Raw genomic sequence first — 16653 nt, forward strand, 5'->3', positions numbered from 1 at the left:
ATGGATCAAGACGTTTCGAAGGCCCGAACGCTCGAGATGCTGGAGCTCGCAGGACTGACGATCCCCGAGGACGAGGTTCCCTACCTGGTCGAGGCGTTCGAGCAGTCCCGCTTCCACGCCGACCGCGTCCGGTCGATGGCGCAGACTCGTTACGACGAACCGGCCATCGTGCTGCGTGTGGGGACGGTGTCCGCATGACCACCTATCGGACAATCGCAGGGAGCGCGGCCCAACTGCGCAGTGGTGAGATCACCGCGGTCGAACTCGTGGAGGAGTCGATCGCCAACGCCGACCGCACCGACATGGAGATCGGCGTCTACCTGCGGCGTTTCGACGACGAAGCGCGTGCCGCAGCCGAGAAGACCGACGCCGCTCTGAAAGCCGGGAACGACCCGGGACCGCTCGCCGGGATTCCGCTGGGCGTCAAGGACATCATCGCGACCGAAGGTGCCCCCACCACCGCGCAGAGCCTGGTGCTCGATGCGGAATGGTCGGCGGCACTCGGCGATGCGCCGGTGGTCGCGCGACTGCGTGCGGCGGGCGGCGTCATCACCGGCAAGACCACCACCATGGAGTTCGCGACCGGCGTCCCGGATCCGGAGAAGCCGTTCCCGATTCCCGTCAACCCCTGGGATACGGCGCGCTGGGCGGGCGGGTCGAGTTCCGGGACCGGCAGCGGTGTCGTCGTCGGCGCCTTCCTCGGGGGACTCGGCACCGACACCGGGGGCAGCATCCGGATGCCGGCCGCGTTCTGTGGTATCTCGGGGCACAAGCCGACGTTCGGGCTCGTACCGAAGTCGGGATGCGTCCCGCTCGCATACAGCCTCGACAACATCGGGCCCATGGCCCGGACGGCCGAGGACTGCGCGATCATGCTGAACGCCCTCGCCGGGTTCGACCCCAGCGACGCGTGCAGCGCCGACGTCGCAATACCCGACTATGTGGGAATGCTCCAGCCCGATCTCACCGGGCTGCGCGTCGGAATCGACACGCTCGAGCGCTTCCCGACCTCCTTCGACGAGCCGGAAGTCTTCGCTGCGCTGCGTGCCGCGGCCGAAGTTCTCGAATCACTGGGCGCGACCGTCGTCGAAGTTCAGGTGCCGTACTACGAGGAACTCTGTTCGGCGGCGCGGATCACGTCGAGGTCGGAGTCGTTCGCGTATCACGCGGACGATCTGGCCGCGCGGTGGGACGACTACTTCCGTTCGACGCGCCGAGGGGTGAGCGGAGGCGCGTTCTACACCGCAGCCGAATACGTTCAGGCGCAACGAGTCCGACGCGTCGTCCAGCGGGCGCTCGCCGAGCTCTACACGACGGTGGATCTGGTGATCACCCCGACCGCGACGGTGTCGGCGTTCCTGATGGACAGCCTCGATTCGCTGCAAGGGGAGCGGTTCGTGGCGCTGAAGACGAACTACTGGAACGGCTCGGGAAACCCGGCGCTGTCGGTGCCGATGGGGTTGTCGGCCACCGGGATGCCGTTCGGAATGCAGATCATCGGCCGCCACTTCGAGGACGGGACCGTGCTTCGCGTCGGTGACGCCTACCAACGCCGAACGACATGGCACGAACGCGTTCCCGCCGGCACGCAACTCGTCGCTGCCGGATCGGAGGAATGACATGGCGGAAACACGAATTCTCTCGGGGACCGCGGAGAAGATCGGGGTCCTGGCTGCGGTCGCCGGACTGGATCTGACCGCTCAACGGATCGACGCGCTGAAGGCCTCGGTCGAGGACATGTGGCTGGCGGCGGCACGTGTGCGCGCGATCGACCTGGGTGAGGTCGCGCCGGCTGCCGCGTTCGACCCGGAATGGACGTGACGATGCAGCCGTACGAACTCACCATCCAAGAAGCCTCGCAACGTATGGCGGAAGGTTCGCTCACCGCCGTCGAACTCACCGAATCCAGCCTCGACCGGATCGGGGAAGTCGAGCCGGCCTTGAACGCGTTCGTCGCGGTGACCGGCGATACCGCGCTCCGGCAGGCCGAGGAGGTGGATGCGGCACGACGCGCCGGCGTCACGTTGGGGCCGCTCGCCGGCATCCCCATCGGCGTCAAGGATCTCTACGACATCGGCGGGATCCCGACGACGTCGAGTTCCCGGGTCCGAGCCGACTACGTTCCCGACCGGGATTCGACGGCCGTGGACAAGCTGCGGCGGGCCGGATCCGTGCTGGTCGGCAAGACTCACACGCATGAATTCGCCTACGGTGGAATCACTCCCACCACGCGGAACCCCTGGAACACCGGCCACATTCCCGGAGGTTCGAGCGGTGGCTCTGCTGCCGCCGTGGCAGCGGGGGAGTGCATGGCCGGTCTCGGCAGCGACACCGGCGGTTCGATTCGAATGCCGGCCGCTGCGTGCGGTGTATTCGGGATCAAACCGACCTACGGGCTGGTATCGCGGCGCGGCGTCACGTCGCTCTCGTGGTCGCTGGACCATGTGGGCCCGTTGACCCGCACCGCGCTCGACTCCGCATATGTCCTGGACGCGATGGCGGGGTACGACTCCGGTGATCCGGCCTCGGCCGATCGGCCACCGGTCCAGTACGCCCAAGGGGTGCTCGCCGCCGCCGGCCGAGACGTCGAACTGCGAATCGGGTTCCCGCAGAACTACTTCACCGATCGGGTCCAACCCGAAGTTCAAGAGGCAGTCGAACGCGCGGTGGAGGAACTGGTCGGGCTGGGGGCGACCACTGTTCCGGTGGAGATACCGTTCGCCGACGAGTTCGCGGCGGTCTCGCGGCTCATCGTCGGGGCCGAGGCTGCGGCGTATCACCGGACGATGCTGCGCGACCGTGCGGACCTCTACACCGACCAGGTGCGAACGGCACTCGAAACCGGCTCGCTGGTGATGGCCACGGACTACATCGATGCTCTGCGGGTCCGAGCGTTGATCCAGGACGCGTGGAAGGTCATGTTCGACGGGATCGACTGTCTCGCGGCGCCGGTCTCGCCGATCGTCGCGCCACCGGTCGAACTGGGCCCGATCGAGTGGCCGGACGGCACGGTCGAGGAGTCGGCGCGTGCGATCGGCCGGTTCTCGGCACCGGCCAATCAATTGGGTCTTCCCGCTGTGGCCGTGCCCGTCGGAGTCGCCGACGGCATGCCGATCGGGATGCAGTTGATCGGGCGTCCCTTCAGCGAGCTGCCGCTGCTGTGTGCCGCTGCGGCATACGAAAGTCTTTCCACCGTAAGGCGTCCCGTGGACGTGTGCGTCCGCTGAGAAGGGAGGACAGGCGTGGCGACGTCGCTTGTCGTCGAAAATGAGACATCGTCGCCGCGAGGACTACCGATCGGCTTTCACCTGTTCTCGATGCTGGCAGGTTTGTCGCTGGGCCTCACTGCACCGCTGACGGCCGGATTCGCGGTTGCTTTGGGGTCCAGCGCCTTCCAAGCGGGTCTGTCGGTGGCATCGCTCACCGCGGTGGTGTTCGTGATGGACATCTTCGGGACGCGACTGCTTCCGTATATCGAGGCGCGGCGCTCGATCTGCTTCGGGATGGCGTTGTGGAGCATCGGCTCCTTCGGTTCGGCACTGTCGCCGAACATGCCGGTCATGGCTTCGTTCCGGCTGCTCCAGGGCCTCGGGCTGGCATTCTTTGCGTCCGCGGCGCCTCAGGCCGCGGTGGCGATGGCGGGTCCGGGCAATGTGGGGAAGGCCCTGGGGCGGTTCACGGCATGCATGGCATTGGGTTCGGTGGTCGGCCCGCTGGGCGGGGGTGCCCTCGCGGCGATCGGCACCGGAGACACGGGTCTGCGCATCGCATTCCACGTGTGCGGGGTACTGGCCGCTTTGTGTGCAATCGGGGTGTGGTGGGTGATCCCCGAACACGGGGCCGGCTTTCCTTCGACGGAGCGACCGCGGCTGAGTCTGCCGCGGTTGCCGGGAATCCTCCGACCGAGGTCGCTGATGGGGCTCGGCCTCGGTGCGACCGGCCAGGGGGTTCGGAGCGCGCTCGCGATCACGCTCCTGCCGTTGGTGGCGGTCGAGGACTTCGGGTTGTCCTCCGTGGGGATCGGTGTGGTCCTGTCGTGCATGTTCCTGCTGGAGGTGGTGATCATGTCGGTGGGAGGCGCTGCGTCCGACCGACGAGGCAGACGGCCGATCCTGACCGCATCTTCGATCTTGGGAGTGGGTGCGGTAATGGCCGGGGTCGCGGCGCTGTTTCTCGAATCGGTGCCGTTGTTCATCGGGGCGGTCATCGTGCTGGGCGTCGCGTGCGGCGGAATGATGTCGCTGCCGCCCGCGATGGCCGTGGATTTGGCCAGTAGGCCGCAGGTCGGCCTGGCGAGCTATCGCATCTCGAAGGATTTCGGATTCACCTTCTACACGGTCCTGATCGGGGGAGCGATCGGGGCGTTGGGGTCGGCCGCAGCGCTGGCCTTGTGCGCAGTGTGTTTTGCGGTCGTGCTGGTGCTGGCGCTGGCAGTGGGGGAGACACTTCCACCCCACACGTGACGAAAACTTCACAAACCGGACCACCATCGGCAACGCCGACGACGAAAACTGGGTGGCCGGCGGCAGTTCACGACTCCTGCCGCCGGCGTCGTCGACTGTGTCGCAGGTGGAGGTGACTGTGTCTCCTTACAGTGGGGGAACCGCGGTGCGTTCGAAGATCGGAGCGCTCTTCTGGGTGCGTGACCTGCTGCGCGCCGAGGTCCTGTCGGGGCGCTTCGCGCAGAACCCACTACCGGCCGAGGACCGGCTTCAGAGCAGGTACGGTGTCGGCCGCGCCACCATCCGCGAGGCGCTTCGCATACTCACCGAGCAAGGCCTCATCGAGAGAGTCCGTGGAGCAGGCACTTTCGTCGTCTGCCCCGAGGTATTCAGGCATCGGGTCGTGAACTCGTGGGACCTGGTGCAGAATTCCGAGGCCGGCCCGAACCGGGTCGCCTTCAAACTCACCCACCTCGAACTGATGCCCGCCCCTCATCACGTCGCAGCCAAACTGGAGGTCGACGACGATGACGACGTCATCGTGTTCGAGCAGATCAGCTTCCTCGACGGCAGCCTGCTCAGCCTGCGCTGCGGATGGTGGCCCGCGGACCTGCTCAGCGCAGCGCTGGAGGAAGGCGCCGACCTCGACCGGTCGCCCTACGAAATCCTGGAACGCATGGGGAAGGTGCTGGTCGGCGACACCGATCTCATCGTCAGCGCATCCGTGGCAGACGAACACATCGCACAGCTCCTGGGAGTCGGCACCGGCGCCGCACTGCTCGACACCGAACGCGTCATCTACAACCTCGATGGGCGGCCGGTGGAGTTCAGCATGTCGCACGCGCGGGGTGACCGGATCACGATGGGGACCTCCATGCGTTCGCTGCACGAGCGTTGAGCAGCTTGTTGGTGTCTGTGTATCGGGCATACCGTCCCCGTCGATGAGTGACCGTGCAGCCGAATCTTCCGCAGGCGATAGCATCTGTCTCGATGTGTCCGTGTATCGATGAAGGAAGTCGTCGTTGACCGATGACAGGGTTGGCCCAGAGATCAACACCTGGGAAGAGATGGCCGCGTGGATGGTCACCTCGTTCACGGATCAGCCGGTCGGCCTGATCATCGATTACGGACCGAGTGATTATGTTCAGTACTTCGACGATGAGGAATTCGAAGACCGAGAGGTCGAGCGAGTTGTGTGCGCGCAGGTGCACGTGCTTTCGGACGGCGTATTAATGGTTCGGCGTTCGCAGACCGTGCTCGAGCGTCTGCGTCTCGACGATCACGCAGTCGCCGGGTTGGAGCTGGACCGCTGGTTCTTCGACGACCATTTCGAGGACTGCACGGACGGCTATGTCTTCACGCGCGATATCGAACTGGCTGCTGACGCTTGCGTTTCATGGTTTCGGGATGTGCCGGGTGCGCCTGCTCTCGACCAGCTTGGCTGTGACTACGAGTATCCGGTTTCGCTTCCCCATCACGATCGGGCTCGGTGACGTGCTCTCCACCTAATCGTTGATGTGCTCGTCGACGGCGCGGTCACAGTTCGATCCCTAGGCGGTCGTTTGCTCCCGTGGACGGGTACCCCGCGAAGGGTCAGCCGGTGATTCCTTGACGGGGTTCCTCGTGACGGGGGATTCTGAACGTCAGCGTCACGGAGGGGACTGGTCATGATTCCGACGCTCGCCGGCGTTCACCATCTGAAATTGCCTGTCGCCGATCTCTCGCGATCGGTCGAGTGGTATCGGACGCGACTCGGGTACGAGGTGGCGGTCGAGTTCCACGAAGAGGGTCGACTCGTGGGTGTTGCGATGCGGCACCCGGCAGGCGGGCCGATGATGGCACTTCGACTCGACCCGGAGAAGGCTGCAGCAGCGGCAGGATTCGACTACTTCTCGATCGGTGTGCCCGACCGCGATGCCCTCGAAGCGCTGGCAGAACATCTCGACCAGCTCGGCGACCAGCACGGTGGAGTGCATTTCGCCTCGATCGGTTGGATCCTTCCTCTCCTGCACGATCCCGACGGGCACGAAGTGCGGTTCTACACGGTCGAATCGCATACCGAAACCCCGGAATCGGAAGTGCGCACGGTTGTGAACCCGGTGGAGTCGGCGGCAGATGAAGAAGCGCGCCGCGGACCTCGCTGATTGTTTCGAAAGGCCGGGGCTCGAGCCGTGGGTGACAAACTCGACCGTGGGTTTCGGTGATGGTGTCCGCCGCTGCACGTACTTGCACGAAGTCGTGTTCTTCGAAAACTGTGCGGGGATCGAAACTTACAAGATCAAATTTCTGTCTTCAGTCTTTGTTTGTGGCGGCCACGCAGTTGATACCGACGGGTGGTTTACGCAGCGAGACGTGCGGTCGCGATACAACCCTGTAGCCGGGTATGTGTGACGCAGGGTATCGGGGCGTTCATGCCCCTCGAGGCGGTATCGGGATGTGTCGATCGGACCGCTGTCTGGCAAATTGTGATAGATCATCAAACCGGGGCTAAAGTCCCGTAACGGAGACGGGTCGACCGTCGATTGATCGTTGAACTATGCCGACATCTGTAGCAACACCGCTCCCGGATGCGCGGCCCAGACCCGACCCCGAGGGACGCCCGTGCAGTTACCGTCGAACTTCGACTTCACCGAGTATTCGAGCTCGCGGGACGGAACCGATACTCCTTCGTTGAATCCGAGTACGGCAGGGTGGGGATCGGATGCTCCCACCTTCGGATTCTCGTCCGACCCGTTCGGAGGTTCAGCCGGCTCCTCGATGGCGGCGCCGGCCGACATGTTCGCCCTCCAGCAGACCCCCGTCTCGGCAGGTGTTGAACAGGGACGCACGCCGGTCGGGTGGGCGGCTGGTGCCGCAGCCGTCGCACTCGTGGGTCTGGTGTTCGCCCTCGTCGCCGTCAACGGTGGATCGGTCCTGTTCGCGGCAATCGGCTGGGTCATGTCGGTACCCGCAGCGTTCCTGTTGGCCAAGCACATCTCCGCAGACACGACGCAGCGCACCCGCGCCGTCTACCAGCCGTCAGTGTTTCCTCGGATCGTCTACTGGTCGGCAGTGGCACTCACCGGTTTGGGAATCCTGCTCAACGCGTGGCAGATCGCGGACTGGGCAGGCCGTCTGTGAAGAAGCTTGCAGTACTCGGCGCCGCACTCATCGGTTGCCTGCTCCTCACGCCGTCGGCATCGGCTCAGCCCACCGAGTCGGCAGTCTCGGACTTCGGCGGCTGCCTCGCCGCGCAACGCGAAGGCGACCTGCTGCTGATGATCGACGAGTCGGGCAGCCTGCAGCAGTCCGATCCGGATGCCGCTCGCGTTCAGGCCGCGAACTACCTGCTCGAGCAGCTCAGCACCTTCGGGAGCGCGGCAGGTGTCTCCCTCGACGTGGCCGTAGCCGGGTTCTCCTCCGATTTCACCGTGCACGCGCCGTGGACACGACTCGACGCCGGATCGCTGCCCGAGCTGAAGGATGAGGTCGACGCATTCCGCTCGCGCACCGCGGGGCTGGATACCGACTACTGGACCGCACTCGATGGCGCGCGGAGCGCACTCGCCGACCAGGCGCAGTCGGGGACGGCGTGCCAGGCCATCGCGTGGTTCTCCGACGGCAAACTCGACTTCAGCACGCGCGACGGCGAGAAGCCTTACGCACCCGGTATCTCCTTGAGCACGGACGAGGGTGTCGCACAGGTCGTGGCGGTTGCCCGCGAATCGATCTGCCGCCCTGCCGGTATCGCCGACCAGGTGCGATCGTCCGGTATCGCGACCTTCGCGGTGGGCTTGGCGAACGGGACGGCAGCGGCCGCCGACTTCGACCTGATGCGAGCTATCGCGACCGGCGCGCCCGCTGCCGGTCAGGCGTGCGGCGCACGGACGCAGCCGTCCCCGGGCGACTTCTACCTGGCTCAGAACATCGACGACCTGCTGTTCGCATTCGACGCGTTCTCCAGCCCCGGCCAGGCGCCGTTGGAGAACGAGACCGGTGTCTGCGCGTATGAGGTGTGCGACGCGGGTAAGCACCGATTCGTCCTCGACGATTCGATCGGCTCGGTCGCCGTGCTCGCCTCTGCCGACACCGAGGGGCTCGTGCCGACGCTCGTCGCACCCGACGGCACCGAGCTGCCGATGAAGCAAACCGCAGCTGCGGCCACGACTGACGTCGCAGGTGTCGGTGTCGAATACCGCTGGCTGTCAGAGCGGTCGGTGTCGTTCACGATGCAGAAGCCGGACGGCGAATCCGGCGAGTGGCAGGGCATGTGGGCACTCGTCTTCGTGGACCCCGACGCGTCGCATGCCGATGCGCGATCGAAGTCGAACATCCACATCTCCGGCAATCTCTTCCCTGCTTGGCTCGGCCAGGATGTGACTGCCATCCACGCGGGAGAAACGACGTCCGCCGTGCAGCTGGGCATCGTCGATTCCGATCGCCAGGAGATCGACCCGTCCGAGCTGTTGGGTTCGGCGTACCTGTCGGTCTCGATCACCGACGCAGCCGGGGTGGATCACCCACTGGCTTCCCGTATTTCGAAGGACCGCATCGACGCTCCCATCGAACTGGACTTGACGAACATTGCACCGGGTGAGGCCACGTTGCGGCTGGCGCTCGAGGTCACGACGGCCGATGCGACCGACAAATGGGGCACCCTGATCGCGCCGGGTACGGACCTGGCACCGCAGTTCGTGGACGTGCCGCTCACGATCGCTCCGCCGATCGGATATCCGACGCTGCCGAACCGGATCGACCTCGGCACGGTGGAAGGAGCCGGCACATTCGCACGCGAGGTGCCGATCACCGGACCCGGTTGCGTGTGGGCCGACGCCGCGTCACCCGCACGCGTCGACGCTGTACCGGACGGTGTCGGTGGTGCGGAGGTCCGAATTGCCGGTGCGACCTCTGCCGACAACTGCATCACGGTCGCGGAGGGCGAGACGGGTGTGGTGCCCATCGAGTTGGTCGTGCCCGAGGCCGGCAACGGCGCATTCAACGGGTCGGTCCGCCTGATGGTCGCCCCGACGGGCGAACCCGATCGTGCAATGCCCGTCGACGTGCCGTTCACGTCGGAATTGCTGAAGCCGCTCGACACCGGTCGATTCTGGCTCGTGTTCGCTATCGTGTTCGCCCTCGGTGTGGCGATTCCGCTCGCGCTGCTCTACTTCCTCAAGTGGCGTGAGACGAAGATTCCGGCCGAGACGTTGAAGGCGCAGAGTTTCCGGGTCACCATCTCCGACGGTCGGCTCCACCGAAACGGGAGAGCGTTCGCGCTCGAGGGTACCGACCTGCGCGACCCCGTCCGCGGCCTGGACAAGCCGGCACGCAAGCTCGCGGTCGACGGTGCCGAGCTCGAAACCCGAATGGGCGCATCGCCGGTCGGGACCGGGTACGTGGTCGTGCGTGCGCCCGGAATGCTCGGCGCATCCGGTTCCACCCCGTCGACCGACCGCCACGGTAATGCGGTCCTTCCGCTGGCCGTGCACAACAACTGGGTTCTGTTGCACGACCCGGAAGGTCCCGCAGATCACGCGACGCTGCTGTTGCTCGTCGCCGGTGGAGCGTCGGCAGGACGTGTGCAGGAACTTGTCGACCAAGCCGGAAGACGCGCCGAAGGGCTGATCGGTGAGCTGAGGAAGCGGTCCGCGCAGACCGACGACCGTCCGCCTGCCTCGGGAGCCGGGCCCACCATGGCGCCTCCGGCGCCGGCCGCGGCGTCCCCGTTCGATCCGTTCGGTGTCCCGGCCGCGACCTCGGCGCCGACTTTCGGTGCGCCACCGTCGTTCGGCGGTTCGGGATCCGGTGCGTTGCCGCCGTCCCGACCGGCATCCCCTGGACAACCCTTCGACCCGTTCCGGCCGCCCGGTGCCTGACAGACGTACAGCTTCGAATTCTCTCGATATGGAAGGCCCGTAATGAGGCGTTTTCTTGTGGTGGGTTGCGGTGGATCCGGTGCCGTCACTCTCGCGTACATGATGGATCAGCTTCGCTCCGACCTCGCGGCAGTGGGTATCGACAAGATCCCCGGTGGCTGGCAGTTCGTCAGCGTCGACGTGCCCACCGCGCCCGAAGCCGGGCCGGACGGTCTCGGGAACGTGCGCGACCAGGGCGGCTACTACTTCGGCAGTGGGCCGCAGGGTGATTCGTATGCGGTACTCGACAACGCGCTCAGCAACCAGCTCGCTGCTCGCAACAGTCTCGGCGAAATCGCCACATGGGCACCGCGGGACCCGTCCGCGGTGACGGTGCCGATCGGATCCGGTGCCGGTCAGTACCGCGCGCTCGGGCGCATGATCACGCTGAGCAAGGCCGGGGGCATCCGCGACACGCTCCAGAACGCGTGGGACCAGCTGTTCACGGTGCAGACCGCCACCGAGATGTCCGCGCTCAACATTCCCGGTGGAGGAAGTTTCGAGCAGGAAGAATCCCCGATCGTCCTCGTCGTCTCGTCGATGGCCGGCGGCGCCGGCGCGTCGATGGCCCTGGACGTGTGCCGGCTGCTGACGTTGATTCCCAAGCTCGATCCGCGCCTCATGGGCGTGTTCATGGTTGCGCCGGACATCTTCGACGGCCTCGGTCGTAGCGCCACCACCGGTGTTCGCGCCAACGCGCTCGCGATGCTCGGTGAAATCGTGGCAAGCCAGCTCGGATCCGCCCGCGAGCACGACGTCGAGATCCTGCGCGCACTCGGTCAGCAGAGCGGTGCGGGGGAGAAGGTTCCGTTCGCTCGGGTGTTCCCGGTCGGGCGTCGCGTCGGTGTCGAAGGTGCGCCGTTCGGTGACGGCTCACAGAAGGCGATCTACCGCGGCCTCGCGCGCGGGCTCGCCGGAATGATGATGAGTGGCGCGGCGACTCGTCAGTTCGTGCAGTACGACCTGACCAACGGTGCCGGTCTGTCGGGGCAGCGCGACAACATCGGCTGGGGCGGTCAGTGGGACAATCTGCCGTGGGGCACCTACGGATTCTCGAGTCTGAGCATGGGCCGCGACCGCTACGCCGAATACTCCGCGCAGCGTCTGGCCCGTAGCGCAGTGGACCGGCTGCTCGAGGGCCATCGCAATCCCGCCAACGTTGCGTCGGACGACGACCAGGTCACCTCCATCCTCGACAGCCAGTGGCAGACCCATCTCGCAACGATGGGACTTCCTGCGGTGCAAGCAGATCAGCGTGCGGCTCAAATCGGGGTCGGTCCGTGGCTCACCCAAGTGGTGCTGCCCGCGGAGGACGGACTGCGGATGGCGCGGCAGATTGTCGAAGCGGAACTGCGGGCGTATCTTCCGTCGGGTAGTGGTCTGAGCGCCGCCCAATGGGTTCCGGAGATCACGCGGGTTCTGGGTGCCCGACGCCAGGCCTTGACGACCTCCGCGGAGCATCACGCGCTCGGCCACGCATTCCAATGGCACCGGACTCTCGCGGACAACATCGAGCGGGTCGTGTCGAAGGCGGTGTCGGATCTCGGCCTCCCGTACGCGACCGCACTGGTCAACCGCTTGTCGGTGCTCCTGAAGGATCAGGTGCGTGCCGGGGCGGAGGAGCTGGCGAAGCAGACCCCGGCGGACATCACCGCGCAGTCTGCCGACACCGCACAGATGCTGGCGTCGCTCAAGGGCAACATCGAGAGCGATGCCGACATCCTCGACCGCGTGCTCACCAGCTGCAGCCAGAACGTCTACCGGCAGTTGTATGCGTCCTTGTCCGGGAAGGTCGCCGAGGTCGCCACGGCGCTCGTGCCGGAGATCGTGCAACCGCTGCTCGACGCGCTCAACGAGTCCCAGACCGCTCTGCGGAAGGCACGCAGCAAGCCGGCGAGCGATGTCGGTCTCGCCCGGCTCGCGACCGACCAGTACGGCGCGTGGCCCGCGGACAAGGCCGACCGGGTACCGAAGCGGTTCGCCGAGGCCAACAACGAAGTGATGCTCACGCCGTCGGCGGACTTCATGGATCAGTACCGCACCGACCTTCCCCTGGCCGTTGAGTCCGACGGACTGGGAACGCCGCCGTTCGAGACCGCCGTGCAACGTGCGGTCGCGGATGTGGTGACCGGAGTCTGGCCCACGATCGACGGCAGCCGGTCGCCCGGCGAGGAACACCCCGTCCTCGAACGGACGTCGGCGTGGCGGACCCGTGCGTTCCCCTACGACCCCGGCACCCGCGAAGCGCTCGTCCCGTCCGCTGCACGCTACGACGTTCATGTTCGTCCGGCGGAAATCCTCGGCCGCGCAAGGCAGTTCGTGGCACGAACCGGCGAATCGTTCGACCGGTTCTGCCGGGTGTCGCTGCGCGAATACATCGAGGACATCACGGTGCCGGAGTACGCACTCGAGGAGCGGCGTGAGCGTCTGCGGTCGAAGTTCGTCGAGGCGCTCTCGCTCGCGCGGCCGCTCGCGAGTGTCAACCAGCAGGCACTCGAAGCTCTGCACCCCGGTCAGCAGATCGAGTACCGGTACAAGTTCACATCGGTGCCGTTCCTCAATCTTCCTGTAGCGGAAATGCTTTCGCAGGTGCTGCAGAAGAACCCGATGATCGACCACGAGACCCGGTCCGAGTTCACTCGGTTGCTGACCGAGGAGGACAAGCTCACCCGCATCGACATCTTCGGCTCGTACCCGAACTATTCGCCGCTCGCGTACGACTCGGTCATCGCGCCGGCTGCGAAGCAGTGGGCGGATTCCACTCCGGCTCAGCAGGAGGCGTTCTGGCAGTGGCGTCGTGCCCGACCCCTCGCCGCGTCGCTGCCGATGCACGACAGCGAACGGCGTGCACTCACCGCAGGTTGGTTCCTCGGGCTCGTCGTCGGGCGGCTGCGGTTGCCCGCTGAGCCGTACAACGAGCCGGTGCGCGTGTGGGACGCCGGTACCTCCGGGTGGGTCGATTTCCCGAATCCGCTGCTCACCCCGCCGGCGCGGTTCCTCGCCAACAACGATTGGTTCCCGGCGGTTCTCGAATCGGTCCTGCTCGCGATGGCGCGGTCGCACGAATCGCCGGTCATGAGCTCGATGCTGCCGTATCGCGTGCTGCGTGGGATCTACGACGCGTCCCCGGAGAAGCCGGCCAGCGGGATCCTCGAGGTGTCGGCCAAGTCGGTTCTGACGGAATGGCTGCGCATCGGCGACACGGGAACCGGTTGGCAGTCCCAGGTCGCCGATACCGGCCCGGATGTGTCGATCGACGTTCGAGCGAAGAACGCGATCACGTGGCTGACCGCGGTTCGGGATCTGGCAGGCACCCACTACATGGAACCGGGCCGGGACGGTGCTCCCGGTGGGGGCGTGTTCTCGTCGATCCATCTGCGTGAGCAGGCATCCCAGACCCCGATCTTCCGGGACATCGCCGTAGACGTGTACTGGGCTGCCGGCGAACTCGTCGATCTGATCGAGGAATGCAAGGTCCGCGCCGAACAACCGGACCGCCCCGCCACCGTCGACGTGCCGTCCGGTCCGTCGGTGCCGTCGGCGCAGACCTTCCAAATCCCCGACATGGGGCAGTTCTGACATGGCGGGCGCCGATACGAAGGTGCTGACCCTGTTCGTCGCGACCCCCGGTCCGGCCGACGGCGTTCGGGACGTGCTGCGCGATCTGTCCGCGGCGGAACTCGTCTCACCGTTCGTGTGGGTGGACGACTCCCGACTGGGCGAAGTTGGTGCTCCGATCCCGGCAGTGGAGACCGTTAGGGGAGTGGATCGCACGCTCACGCTCCAGGACGTGCTCGCCTCGCGCCACTACGATCTGGTGCGCCTGTGCGTGCTCGTGCCGACCGCAGCAGTTGCCGTTCCGGTGCGACTGCGAACGGAAACGATGTTGGCCGAGCTCATGTCGGCCAACTCGGGTGGGGCGCGGTGCGTGCGCATGCGTCTGCTGCTGCATCGGCCGGCCGACGAGCAGTCGGGACTCGCGACGCCGGCCCTGGCAGGTTGGCACAACCTGCTCGTGGCGCCCGAGGACTCCCGGGGGCCGGGCATGGGTCACGAATCGCTGGCGACGACCATCGACCCGATCGACACCGGCCGGCACGCAGCGCCCGTCATTGCCGGCGTAACGGGGCTGTGGACGGATATCGATCACGCACCGTTCGACGACGAACCTGTCCTGCCCGGTAATTCGCTGCGGGTCGTGCGTTCGTTCTATCGCAGGCTCGACACATCGCATGCGGAGCACCAGCTGCATGCCGAATTGCTGGACTTCGGTGGGCAATTGCCCCTTCCCCGCGACGCGGGTACTGCGGTGCTCTACGTGGACGACGTGCCCGCCGCCTCACGTCAAATGGCCCAGGCGCTGTGGACCAAGCACGGTCATCTGCTGACGAGTGCGCGCGTCAAGACACCGACGGCGGCTGCGCCCCGCGTCGTGTCGTTCAGGGATGCGCTCCGCATGTTCGGACGGTTCATCCTGGCGGTTCTCACCAACGCGCCGGCGAGGCTGTTCGGCCGAATCGCCACACTGTCCTCGGCGGCGCTGGCGTCGGCCACCCAGAACGCGTTGTTCGGTTCCACGTCCGGTGCCTATCGCGTCGTCGTGGGCGGTATCGACGCCGACGGTCGGCGGGTGGCATGGACCGAGTACGAAGCCGCGTCCCGCCAGATCGGGGCCGCCCTCGACAGCGCAAAGGGCGCTCCGCAGTCGGCCGCACCCGACCTCTCGGCGCTGTGGCGGGACTACGCGCGGGCCGCACTGACCCTGGCGGACGCCAGCGAACGCTCCCCGGGTCTGCCGCCGATCCAGGTGGGTGCGCATCGTGCCGTGTTCCGGTCGGCGTCCGACATCGTTCCGGGTCCCGCCGACGACTTCACCGACATTCCGGGCGTGGTCTCGGCGACCGTTCACACACATGCGGTTGAGGCTTCCGACGTGCTCGGAATCGCGGAGATGTGCGACCGCCTGCGAGGACTGGAGCAGGACCCGGTGATCGGCCTGGACGCGCGGCGCACCGGTGCCGCGATCAAGTCCTGGTCGGCTACGACTCGCCGGAGTTTCGCGAGCACGTTCGGTTCGGCCCTCGCTGATCGACTCACGGCCGATGTCGCCGAGACCCGGACACTGCTCGAGCGTGTGAAGAACGCGGAGGAGTTGCGCGATCCGGCCGAGGAGAGCGCGGAAGAGCACGCCCGCATGTTCCGCAAGGTGCATCTCGCGACCGTCGTCGCAGTGGCGATCGCGGTCGTCGCCGGCGTGCTCGCGTGGAAAGACTTCATCTCGTGGTGGAAAGCCGGTCCGATCATCGCCCTCTGCGTTCTGGGCTGGGCCACCGCTCTGGTCGTGATCTGCCGCCGCTCCCAGCAGTTCCTCGAAGATCTGTTGGCACGTCGCGAGGCAGCGACCGCGGCCGCCGAGGCCGATCGCGCCAACCTGCGGGCCGTGCTTCGCGAGGTCGAGGTTCTCACTGGCGCCTACAAGCAGTACCTGTCGTGGAATCGAGCACTCGGTGCGTTCCTCGCCACACCGCTCGGGACACCCGAACATCACCTCGCGTCGCGGCGACGGATCGAATGGGGCCTGCCGCGGCACAGCGCCATCGGATCGGGTAGCCCGGGCGACGCCGACACGTCGCGCGTCGCCGACGAACTCCGCCAGGATCTGTTCACCGTCGGATGGCTCACCGACCCGTGGGACACGCTCGTGGGCTCGGCCGGCGCCGCGGTCGGCTTAACTGCACGTGACGTCGAGCGCGACCCGAGCCTGCTCGCGGTCAAGGCCGGCGCCGGATCCGGATCGCCGCTCGACGAGTGGTCGATCCGGTTGCACCGAGGGGAGCTGGAATCCACCGGTGCCGCCGTGCTCTGGGACCGCGCGCTGCACGAATTGAACGGTCCGCGTACAGAACTCGCCCGGGACCTGCTGGGGGACGTCGAGTATCGAGTGGACGGGGTCCTCCGGCGGACCGACGTCGACGAATTCCTGGCCGGCGTCGGCACCGCCGCCGGAGCGGGCTTCTTCGACCGGTCCGCATTCAGTGACACCGCGTCGATGAAGGGGCTGACCCGCGTGGCCGGCGAGGTGGCGTCCGCGTCACCGGCCGGGTGCGGACTGGTTGCGGTGACCACCCAGTACACCGAGGGAATCTCGGTCGAGGATCTCGCGGTTCCGCACGCCCCGACGGCTTCGATCGAGATCGCCGAGGTCCCGGACATTGCACTGCGTCCCGCGCAGCCGGCCGTGACGCGTACGGATCGGCCCGGTGCGGGACTGTTCAGCGCCCCGGTCATCGACGGCATCAACTTCTGAGAGCGAGGAA

General features: G+C 66.6%; 12 protein-coding genes. All 12 read left to right on the forward strand.

The window, feature by feature from the left end; translation table 11 throughout:
• The 12 genes from ACWDTS_RS10100 (at nt 1) to ACWDTS_RS10155 (ending at nt 16643) form a co-directional block, all read left to right on the forward strand.
• Nucleotides 1–198 carry a hypothetical protein gene (locus ACWDTS_RS10100; protein WP_450107533.1) on the forward strand — a complete coding sequence of 66 codons (198 nt, stop codon included), beginning with the start codon at nt 1–3 and terminating at the stop codon, nt 196–198.
• Entirely contained in the window at nt 195–1619 is a 1425-nt protein-coding gene (locus ACWDTS_RS10105) for an amidase (protein WP_450118072.1), read from the forward strand. Before ACWDTS_RS10100 ends, ACWDTS_RS10105 begins: the two co-directional genes overlap by 4 nt.
• Before the next feature lies 1 nt (nt 1620).
• Nucleotides 1621–1821, forward strand: coding sequence for a hypothetical protein (locus tag ACWDTS_RS10110; RefSeq protein ID WP_450107535.1), 201 nt, complete (start codon nt 1621–1623; stop codon nt 1819–1821).
• Between the two features lie 2 nt (nt 1822–1823).
• Entirely contained in the window at nt 1824–3227 is a 1404-nt protein-coding gene (locus tag ACWDTS_RS10115; protein ID WP_450118102.1) for an amidase, read from the forward strand.
• Between the two features lie 90 nt (nt 3228–3317).
• Nucleotides 3318–4463, forward strand: coding sequence for an MFS transporter (locus ACWDTS_RS10120; protein ID WP_450118073.1), 1146 nt, complete (start codon nt 3318–3320; stop codon nt 4461–4463).
• Nucleotides 4464–4608: 145 nt separating this feature from the next.
• The gene (locus ACWDTS_RS10125) at nt 4609–5340 is read left to right on the forward strand and encodes a GntR family transcriptional regulator (RefSeq protein ID WP_450118074.1); all 732 of its coding nucleotides are present in this window, start codon (nt 4609–4611) and stop codon (nt 5338–5340) included.
• A 124-nt stretch (nt 5341–5464) separates the two neighbouring features.
• A complete protein-coding gene (locus ACWDTS_RS10130) occupies nt 5465–5935 on the forward strand; it encodes a hypothetical protein (RefSeq protein WP_450107538.1) in 471 nt (156 codons plus the stop codon).
• A gap of 174 nt (nt 5936–6109) precedes the next feature.
• The gene (locus ACWDTS_RS10135) at nt 6110–6586 is read left to right on the forward strand and encodes a VOC family protein (RefSeq protein ID WP_450107539.1); all 477 of its coding nucleotides are present in this window, start codon (nt 6110–6112) and stop codon (nt 6584–6586) included.
• A gap of 613 nt (nt 6587–7199) precedes the next feature.
• Complete coding sequence (locus ACWDTS_RS10140; RefSeq protein ID WP_450118075.1) at nt 7200–7562, forward strand: hypothetical protein; 363 nt, start codon at nt 7200–7202, stop codon at nt 7560–7562.
• A complete protein-coding gene (locus ACWDTS_RS10145; RefSeq protein ID WP_450118076.1) occupies nt 7559–10297 on the forward strand; it encodes a vWA domain-containing protein in 2739 nt (912 codons plus the stop codon). Before ACWDTS_RS10140 ends, ACWDTS_RS10145 begins: the two co-directional genes overlap by 4 nt.
• Before the next feature lie 42 nt (nt 10298–10339).
• Entirely contained in the window at nt 10340–13915 is a 3576-nt protein-coding gene (locus ACWDTS_RS10150) for a tubulin-like doman-containing protein (protein ID WP_450118077.1), read from the forward strand.
• Nucleotide 13916: 1 nt separating this feature from the next.
• The gene (locus ACWDTS_RS10155; RefSeq protein WP_450118078.1) at nt 13917–16643 is read left to right on the forward strand and encodes a magnesium transporter; all 2727 of its coding nucleotides are present in this window, start codon (nt 13917–13919) and stop codon (nt 16641–16643) included.
• The last annotated feature ends 10 nt before the right edge of the window (nt 16644–16653 follow it).

It is taken from the genome of Rhodococcus sp. NPDC003383 (assembly GCF_053589115.1).

Bases quoted from the DNA above. Each gene is read 5' to 3' on its own strand.
- ACWDTS_RS10115 (WP_450118102.1), top strand. From the start codon at position 1,824: ATGCAGCCGTACGAACTCACCATCCAAGAAGCCTCGCAACGTATGGCG.
- ACWDTS_RS10155 (WP_450118078.1), top strand. From the start codon at position 13,917: ATGGCGGGCGCCGATACGAAGGTGCTGACCCTGTTCGTCGCGACCCCC.
- ACWDTS_RS10135 (WP_450107539.1), top strand. From the start codon at position 6,110: ATGATTCCGACGCTCGCCGGCGTTCACCATCTGAAATTGCCTGTCGCC.
- ACWDTS_RS10120 (WP_450118073.1), top strand. From the start codon at position 3,318: ATGCTGGCAGGTTTGTCGCTGGGCCTCACTGCACCGCTGACGGCCGGA.
- ACWDTS_RS10105 (WP_450118072.1), top strand. From the start codon at position 195: ATGACCACCTATCGGACAATCGCAGGGAGCGCGGCCCAACTGCGCAGT.
- ACWDTS_RS10150 (WP_450118077.1), top strand. From the start codon at position 10,340: ATGAGGCGTTTTCTTGTGGTGGGTTGCGGTGGATCCGGTGCCGTCACT.
- ACWDTS_RS10100 (WP_450107533.1), top strand. From the start codon at position 1: ATGGATCAAGACGTTTCGAAGGCCCGAACGCTCGAGATGCTGGAGCTC.
- ACWDTS_RS10110 (WP_450107535.1), top strand. From the start codon at position 1,621: ATGGCGGAAACACGAATTCTCTCGGGGACCGCGGAGAAGATCGGGGTC.
- ACWDTS_RS10140 (WP_450118075.1), top strand. From the start codon at position 7,200: ATGGCGGCGCCGGCCGACATGTTCGCCCTCCAGCAGACCCCCGTCTCG.